This is a genomic window from Vibrio sp. 10N.222.49.A3, assembly GCF_041475145.1.
GTDB classification, from domain to species: Bacteria; Pseudomonadota; Gammaproteobacteria; order Enterobacterales; family Vibrionaceae; genus Vibrio; species Vibrio tasmaniensis_A.
In genome coordinates this window covers 20213-28658 of sequence record NZ_JBFRVM010000069.1, presented here as the reverse complement: position 1 = coordinate 28658, position 8446 = coordinate 20213, and the positions used below count along the sequence as shown (strand labels likewise).

The following is an 8446-nucleotide window of genomic DNA, read 5'->3' as shown; positions in this document are numbered from 1 at the left end:
ACTGCTGGTGCGGATCAAGTCTCATGAAATGGATTTTGATGACTTCCAACAGCCAGCAATTTTCTTTTCCAAGCCAAATGCGAAAGCAACAACCGATTAAGTATATACAGGCTTAAATTAAAAGTTGGAATGTTCGATTTTCTTCTTTGATTTGTAGGCTTTCATTGAAATTTTTAAGACAAGTTGTTCTTGTTTCGTTGAAATGAGCTGCTTAGTTAAAGCTTTGTGGTGTAGGTCCGTGATAAAGTTTTTTTCCCAAGGCGTAAGGCGGTCAAACCTTAATAAAATAGTGTCATTTAGTACATTGAACAACTCGTATTGGCTTTTATCCATTCGACTGCTGAGCATTCAATTAGAGCACTTAGCTAGAGAAATGACGTTAAGGCTTTCTACGTTATCATTTTTGCCTAAGGTAATGATTCGATAAGAGACCCCCCTCTCTAATAGTGGTCTTATTTCGATGTTGTCACAAAAACTAACGGCGACTTTTTCTACTAAGCTGTCCATATTCAAAGTTTTCTTTTTTACGAAAATAAGAGTGACACTATTGCCCTCTGACTGAGCATTTACGAGTGTGATTGAGCCTAACTCTTGTGGCAGTTGGCTTGAGATAACCGTCGCTCTATAATCGGCAAGCCCATTAGATTTTATTGGGCTTATCTGACAACCGTTAAGCATGACACTGACGAAGAAAATTACTGTTGTTCGTAGCATTATGCGCTTCTTCTCCCTTTAGGTGCCTTAAAATATTTATGGATATAACGTGAAGACATAGAAGATAAGAGCGCACTGTAATCTAAACTGAATGTGACTTTTTCCCCTACAAGTAGTGGTTTCTGTGAGGATTCAAGGACAAAGTGATCGCTAGTTGAAGACATGATCTTAATCCCATTCGGAGCCTTAAGCCCGCTGACACAAACATCTTGGCGGCCTAATGCCAGAATAGCTTGTGATACCTCCCCTCTATCTTGAAGGTTTTCTTTTTCACCAAAAGCATTTAACCCCCGACTTCCCCAAGGCAAAGTCGGTTTAATCTTGGATTCAATCACTTCAGCGGTCAAAGAAACCGCATCCGTATGTAAGCCTTTGATATTTTCGTGCTCTAAAGGCTCACAGCCTAAAAAAATTGCTTCTCCTATACGAAGGTTATTGACTCGAGTTAAGCCTGTTCTCTGAAGAGCCCAGTTAACTGAAGCAGAATTACCCCCTGAAATAATTTCTAGATTGACCCCAAATGTAGCTTCAATTCCATCGGCAAGATCAGAAAGAATATTCATATTTTGTTCATTTGGAGCGACGCCATACCGACAGGCTAAATTCGCACCAATTCCTTTTATCGTGATGTTCGGTAAAGAAATAATCTCTCGGATAAAATCAATCACGCGATTCGGCATCACACCTTCTCTGAGATCGCCAAGCTCAACCATAATAATGATACCGTGACGGCAATTTTGTTGTTCCGCTGCATGTGAAAGCCTCTGAATTACTTCAACTTCAGAATTTAAACTCATATCACTGTATTTTATTACACTCGCCACTTGACTTAGCATGGGCGTACGTATCAGCATTTTAGGGATAGCAATGCCTGATTCAGTCATCTTTTGAAGGTTTTCCATTCTTGAATCGGCTAACATTGTTGCGCCAGCATCAATAAGAACTTGTGCGATGATAGGGTGGCCGAGGAAGACTTTTGTTACAGGTGTAACGGATATATTTTTTAGTGAGAGCTGAGTGAGCAGGTACTGAGCGTTATGGTGAATCTTCCCACAATCAATGTCTAATCTAGGGCAGTTCACCCTTTTGCGGCCAGTTTTCTTGCTATCATAGGGAAGGCTGACGTTACGATGTGCAGTAGATGTTCGACAGGCTGTGATAATGCATCAGTAACCGGTATACCAAATTCGGTAGTGTAGCTGTCTATCGCACGACAGGTTTCATCTAAAGACATATCTTCATGATTCAGTGTTAGTCCAATAACATCGGTATTAGAAAACGTTTCGATAAGATTTATTTCTGAAGCAATCGAAGGCATTGGGCAATCAGGAAAATCACTACGATATAAACGTTTAGGAGCATGTTGCAATATCACACCCGCTGGACAACTGCCACGTAAGATAAATGCGCTGGTTGAAAACGCAGGATGACTCAAGGCTCCTTGCCCTTCAATAATAATCAGGTCCGGATTTTCTTTTTCATAGGCCTGTACAATGACAGATTCCAACTCACCGGCACAAAATTGTGAAGGGACAGCATCGAGTGCAACGCAGTATTGTGCGCCTTGCATAATACCTGTTTGACCAGTGGCAATCAGAACGACGTTAAGGCCTTTTCTAGTCAGTTCATTCGCTAATATTGTTGCTGTTGTTCGTTTTCCTAGCGCGCAATCCGTCCCCATTACAGCAATTCTCGGACATTTAACGTTATGTATTTTCCCGCTAAACGTTTTCAGATCGCCTTTACTTTTGGGTTTGCGAGTATCGAATATTCGAACGTTATTCTTTAAGCTAGCTTCTAAAAATAGAGGATCATCAGTTAGGAATTCATGTAAGCCATTTACGATGTTCATTCCTAGTGACATGGCATTTAAAATGATGCTTTTATCTAAGTCAGATAAAAAACCACTTGATGGCGCAATGCCAAAGATGAAGTAATCGGGAATGCTTTCCGCGTGAATGATAGCTTCTTCAGCATTGGCAAGGATCGGTATTCCATTGGCTTTGTTATCAAGTACTTCTCCAGCATCTAAGCCGGCAGATACACTATCAATAACCGATAGAATACGATAGCTTAATGAATGCCTCACTAGCCCATTAGCGGTTTTACCATCAATTTCACCGAAATTACCTTCGCAATATATAATTGCCGAAGGGATGACAGGTTTCACTTTCTGAGCAAGTGGTAGCCAAGGAGCGATATGAGTTACATTGTAGTTGGTTTTGAAATTTTCAATTCTAGTGAATTTGAAGATGTTTCTTAACTTTTGGGTTGAAATGGACATAATTAAAGCCTGCGGTGAGGCTTAGAAGGGCAACTAAGGAGTGCCGAGATGCGAGTTCGGAAAAGAAAAGAAGTCCCTACTAAGCGGTAGGGATAAAAACCAAGGTAACACACTTACCAGACTATTGTTGGTTAATATTAAGACACTTCTGCGTCTATCACTTTGAAAGTTAGCCCTTACTAGAGTGAGTTATCGCCCGAGAATCGACTCAATTAACATCCTAATATCAACACAGATACCTAAACCGTTCAACTTCCTCATCAGTACGTGTTGGCATTGCTTTGATAAGTCTTCCTCTGCGCTTGGGAGCTCGTCTGTTTAGGTTTGGATGCTCTCACTTTTCGATTTTTAGGTTTACTCATAAACTGACCTGATAATATTCCACGAATGACTTCCCCTATCGCCTCAGAATATAGCGATACTTGCGCATCATTCACATGGGCAAACGAAGCGTTGACGGAATACGCTTATGACCTAACAACTGCGGTGCCATTCATCATTTTTGACAAAAGACCATCTCAGCCCCGTCACCTCTTAAATTAGACAACCCATTAAAAGGAGCAATTTTAGCACCTTAAAACGATTTTAAGCTGCTTTGGCTCTTCCATACTTAAGATGTGTGATTAAGCTATTTTTTACGGTTTTGCTTAATGCCATCACAAGGATTCTCCATACAAGACGCTGCTGAACAGCATACTTAAAAATAGAACGAAGCACATCAAGGTTACGGTTGGCAGCGCCAGCCTAAGTCAACTAAATTCATCAAATCAACGTTGTACATGGTATGAATCAAGGCTACTGACGGGATAGCACACAAACTCTGGCAATAAATGTCTTTTCAAGGCACTCCTTGCTGTCCCTATCGAATCAAATTTCCATGTCGTGCACACCATAAACCATACATGACTCCTTAACCAATTCATCAAATTTATTGCAGGATTATTAGACAAAAAATCCCTTTATACAGAAACCATTTCCAACGTGTTCCAATCTTAGCCGAGTGGTTAACTCGCGCAGCTCAAGAATCTACCTTACCGCCTTTTGACCACTTTTTTCTTAATTCAAAAAGAGTGGCAAGAGTTGAAAATGGCGAGTTGGCTACATGACTGTGGAAAAATCACGACACCCGAAGGTGTGGTCAAAAAAGCAACAAAACTGGAAGCGATTTATAACCGGATCCACGAAGTAAGAATACGCTTCAAGCTTCTTAAACGTGAGGAAGAAATTACGAAATTGAAGTCTTTGGTGCAAGCGTATCCAGTTGGATGGTGAGATCAAATAATAGAAAATTGTGAACAGTTGAATCAATATTTTTAATTTTTAGCTCAGCTTAATTTGGGAGCAGAGTTTATCACACCAACTGAACCTAATATCATCTCACGAATGTGGACTCTAACCTTAAGTAAACAACTCGGTACATCTTCAGAAGAAATGAAGCAGTACACGAAAAAAGATAAATACCCAGCCGAAGCAATATCAGGCGAATAAAGGATAAATGCACAACTTAGGTATTCAGAGCGGCACGTTAACAGAGAAAGAACGGTTTATCATCAACGATCACATTGTTCAAACCATCCATATTTTGGAGTAGCTACCGTTCCCACAACATATTCGAAACTTGGCAAAAATTGCGGGAGGCCACCATGAGAAAATTAATGGTAAGTGTAACCTATGGGCTTAACGGGCTCAGAGATGCCTCTTACCACAAAAGTCATGGCCATTGCCGATCTCTTTGAAGCGTTGACCCTGCTCTGTTCGCTTTTTTTTTAAGTTCGAGGGTTTGTAAACGTCTTACTGATGACTATTTACAGCCTGAGCAAATTGATGAAGTAAATATTAACGATTATTTAACGTGATATCGACGTTAAGAGCCTGTTCCTAGTCGTCATAAAGAGAAGAGGCCGATACGCGAACGTTGTTTCTCTCGTCCTTTCTACTTTCTTCGCAAACGTAATCTTCTCGCATCGGCTCAAAACTTGTTACGCCGTCACAATATATAATCCTGACACCTTAACCTAGATTGTCTTCTAGTCTTATGGAGTCGGTAGATTCGAAATCCTTAACGAGCACCTCATGTACCTAAACCGCCTTTACGGTGGAGTCAAAATCGGTCGAATTCACCTAGATATATCTCGGCGGATCTTGTGGGACAAACTGTCATGCGGCCTCCTAAAAACTGCATCGAACATAAAAACAAAACCCAGTACACTTAAACGTCCCCTCAACCGTTTTCATGAAACGTAAAGCTGGAAAAAACAAGCCCTATTTTCGTGCCAACCCCCCTCATTACAGCGCTGCAAGATGTGTTTTCTTTCCATCTTGGTGGTGTAAATGATCCGGCCTACATAGCTATTGAGCTCCAAATAGCACAAATCATGAAAAACCAAACCGGCTTTCTTTTGCGCGAGCTGAGCGGTAATTTGCAATGCATCGATGGTATTACGCGCCATCCAATCGACTTTGGTAACGTGAATAATGTCCCCTTCCCTCGTAAAGCCCAACAACTGGTTTAGCTGTTAAATTTGAACGTCGGACGTTTAGTCTTAGGTACTGACACGGACATAGACAATTTTCATGAAATAAGCCTAGAATAAAACCAAATTTGGCGCCTAGTACTGTTGCCATTATCCGACACAGCATTGAACCATCCAGTTGCAAATTCTGATTAGCAATATAGACGATAATTTTATTTTCCATGCTCACTTAGAGTGCTTTGAGCACTTGTGAGGTAAGACGTGCAATACGGCTGACTTCTACAAACACCAAATTACCTATCCCAACCTTTTTGGTAGAGTCATAGAGCCCGTGCTTTTAGTTTGCTACATATTGGTTGTCTGAAGAGACTCCTAAATATGCGTAGTTCACCATGTTTTCACCTTAAATAAGATTATCTAAGGTAGACAAAAAAGTGAACGGATATAAGAAAGTGCGAACAGAGTCAGACAAAAAGACAGCACCGAAATTCGGTGCTTTTTGAAAATGTGAGAGCTAGCTTACAAAACGTCTCTGAGGTTTTTACGCTCTTCAATTTCTTCTTGTTCCGGGATAGTTCCAGGCAGCGTAATTTTTTTTGGATTTTGCTTAATACTTTGCACCGATCGAACAGACTTAGACGTCTTGGATTTCAAACTGAATACCTGTGGATTAATCGTAAGGTTTTGTCTTACTTCAACCGCAAACTCTTGATTTTCATTTTCAGGTAAATAATTACTCTTAAGGTACTTAATCGACAGGAAATCCTTGTTTCTCTTTAACGTAAATAAGCACTTTGTTAATCGCATTATCGACGTTAAACCAGCCCCAGATGCCATGGTAATTTCTTGATTACCACGAATTTCCTCTTTATTCACATGATGAACAAGCAATAAACTAGCGCCTGATTCACTGGCAAGGCTTTGGAAGACATTTTTGATTAAGCGATCGTGTTTGACTTCCTCACAACGGCCTATTGACTCAGTCACGGTGTCTACTATCACTAAATCGAATTCAGAGAAAATTTGTTTGAGTTGTTCTAAATACTGCTTATGTTCTACTTTTTCTTGTGCAGAGCTGTCGGGCGGGAGCACTATCGGTTCAATGTCCGTTAAAAAATGTAGATTTTTTTTTAGCTCTGACTTAATGGTGGCAGTGCAATTAACCAGCTTTTCTTTCATTCGAGATTGAATCACGCCAGCCCCGTCTTCTGAACTCAGTACCAAGGTTTTAGCCGGTTTGTCGGCCGCGCTCATCCCTAGTAAAGACATTGAAGAAGCGTGTTCCATCGCAATACAAAGTGCAAGGTGAGATTTACCGACATTCGGTGCGGCAATCAACATACCTACATGCCCTTTGAGTAAGCCTTTTATACTGAACTCTAGGCTTTGGCTCGCAGGTGAAGACATCAAGCTATCAAGAGATTGAGTAATCATGATTTACCCTCCCCAATATAAAAGATCTGTATACCATTACCAACATCGCGAAATTGAAGACTAAAATCTTTTTCAATTTGCACGGCATTGGCCAACAAATCTTTTCTTAGATCGCTACGGAAGCTATGGCTGACTTTAGAAGCAATAGACTGAATGTAACTATCGAGCGCCCATTCAAACTTTTTGTTATGTAAAAATTCTGCTTTGTGCGTGGTAATGTATTTTAAGAATGAGCGAACTGACGGTTTACTATAGTTGGTCATTTTGTGTTGTTCTAATCGATAATAGTAACCATGGTCGCGTATCGCTTGTAGCAAGCGCATGTCTGGCACTAAGAATACATGGTTAGTTAGATTCTTACTGTTTTTACGGCCGGTTTTGAATTTACTTCGATCACAATAGAAACGGTAATCTTGCACAAATTCTAAGGGCTTTTTGCCTACAACGTTCTGTTCTTCATCGAGTTCATTAATCACCAAATGAGCCGTTGCCAATTGAGTAATACGACGCTCAATTTGATCGTAGTTCGGACGAGTTGTCGCCATTCCCATTCGGGTTGCTAGCTCATACATACTCATCGATAAAACGGTTGCATCCCGGTCAATAAAAGAGTCGAAACCATCTTGTTGAGTGTCAGAAATATCACCATCAGAAATGGTTTGATATACTTGGGACCAATTTAAACGAGATCCCGCTTCATAAGAAGCATCGTCGAGTTGAATAGTTTGAGCATAGGCCAGCATAGTCTCGAGGATATCGCGATGAGGTTGTAGGAGATAATCTACATGTAGATCAACCCTGAAGCTTTTCCCATAGCTATTAATATTAACACTCTCTAATGGGTGATTTGGATCTGTACCACCACTCTGAGCAATTTGAATCAATTTTGACTGCATCGTTGAAGTCAAACGAGAAGCAGGATGAAAAATAGTTGCTCGAGAGAACAGAATCGATGAGATAAACCGATTTTTTCGGTCTTCTTCATTAATAACCGTCAGGCTAGAGTTGGATGATAACGTCATGATCATTACCTAAGAATGAGATAGTATCATTTTAACAGATAACCTTACTTACCTCATCAACTTCGGTAGATGTCTATATTATTTCGGTAAATATCTATAGCTCGTCACATAAATTATGTATAAATATCGGTAAATAACTACTTGTTTCGGTAAATGTTTAGTTACTTCACAATGATCAAACTATGTATTTAATTCATAATTTATCTAATGTTTTGATCGTTTTATAACCAATTTAGGTTAATTATCATAAGTTAACTTAAATTAATGATCTTACCTTCCTTTTAGATCGGCTAATGTTAATACTAAAAAATCTTATTTCGGTAAATGTTTATATGTATGATCGTTTAATATCAATATAAAATCGGTAGATGTTGATATTGAATCGGTAGATGTTGATATTGAATCGGTAGATGTTGATACATTTAGATGAACTCTAAGAAACTAGAAACTTTAGGATCTAGTTTCAAGATATACCAACTTCACTTAGGCTCAGTCGGTAACCCAACAACTAACATCAA

Annotated in this window: 6 protein-coding genes and 3 pseudogenes; 1 reads left to right on the top strand and 8 read right to left on the bottom strand. The window is 39.7% G+C overall.

All coding sequences use genetic code 11. The features are described 5' to 3' along the window. Nucleotides 1-117: 117 nt before the first annotated feature. The 4 genes and pseudogenes from AB4589_RS13045 to AB4589_RS13030 all read right to left on the bottom strand — a co-directional run bounded on the left by AB4589_RS13045 (nt 118) and on the right by AB4589_RS13030 (nt 2998). Entirely contained in the window at nt 118-348 is a 231-nt protein-coding gene (locus tag AB4589_RS13045; protein WP_016800070.1) for a hypothetical protein, read from the bottom strand. Next, nucleotides 349-714: a type II secretion system pilot lipoprotein GspS-beta gene (gene gspS2, locus AB4589_RS13040; RefSeq protein ID WP_016800069.1), complete on the bottom strand. Its 366-nt coding sequence runs from the start codon at nt 712-714 to the stop codon at nt 349-351. Then, nucleotides 671-1796: pseudogene (locus AB4589_RS13035) on the bottom strand (alanine/ornithine racemase family PLP-dependent enzyme). The gene gspS2 and the pseudogene AB4589_RS13035 overlap by 44 nt, the downstream one beginning before the upstream one ends. Further along, a complete protein-coding gene (locus tag AB4589_RS13030; protein ID WP_016800067.1) occupies nt 1793-2998 on the bottom strand; it encodes a DUF1611 domain-containing protein in 1206 nt (401 codons plus the stop codon). The pseudogene AB4589_RS13035 and the gene AB4589_RS13030 overlap by 4 nt, the downstream one beginning before the upstream one ends. 1086 nt (nt 2999-4084) lie before the next feature. Here AB4589_RS13030 and AB4589_RS13025 point away from each other — a divergent pair. Next, nucleotides 4085-4270: a hypothetical protein gene (locus AB4589_RS13025; RefSeq protein ID WP_016800066.1), complete on the top strand. Its 186-nt coding sequence runs from the start codon at nt 4085-4087 to the stop codon at nt 4268-4270. Nucleotides 4271-5277: 1007 nt separating this feature from the next. On the opposite strand, the pseudogene AB4589_RS13020 reads toward AB4589_RS13025, so the two are convergent. The 4 genes and pseudogenes from AB4589_RS13020 to AB4589_RS13005 all read right to left on the bottom strand — a co-directional run. Further along, nucleotides 5278-5514, bottom strand: a pseudogene (locus AB4589_RS13020) (recombinase family protein); the annotation flags it as partial. Between the two features lie 91 nt (nt 5515-5605). Next, nucleotides 5606-5866: pseudogene (locus AB4589_RS13015) on the bottom strand (resolvase); the annotation flags it as partial. Nucleotides 5867-5991: 125 nt separating this feature from the next. Next, nucleotides 5992-6906: an AAA family ATPase gene (locus AB4589_RS13010; RefSeq protein WP_102258280.1), complete on the bottom strand. Its 915-nt coding sequence runs from the start codon at nt 6904-6906 to the stop codon at nt 5992-5994. Next, entirely contained in the window at nt 6903-7928 is a 1026-nt protein-coding gene (locus AB4589_RS13005; protein ID WP_016800063.1) for a hypothetical protein, read from the bottom strand. Before AB4589_RS13005 ends, AB4589_RS13010 begins: the two co-directional genes overlap by 4 nt. Between the last annotated feature and the right edge of the window lie 518 nt (nt 7929-8446).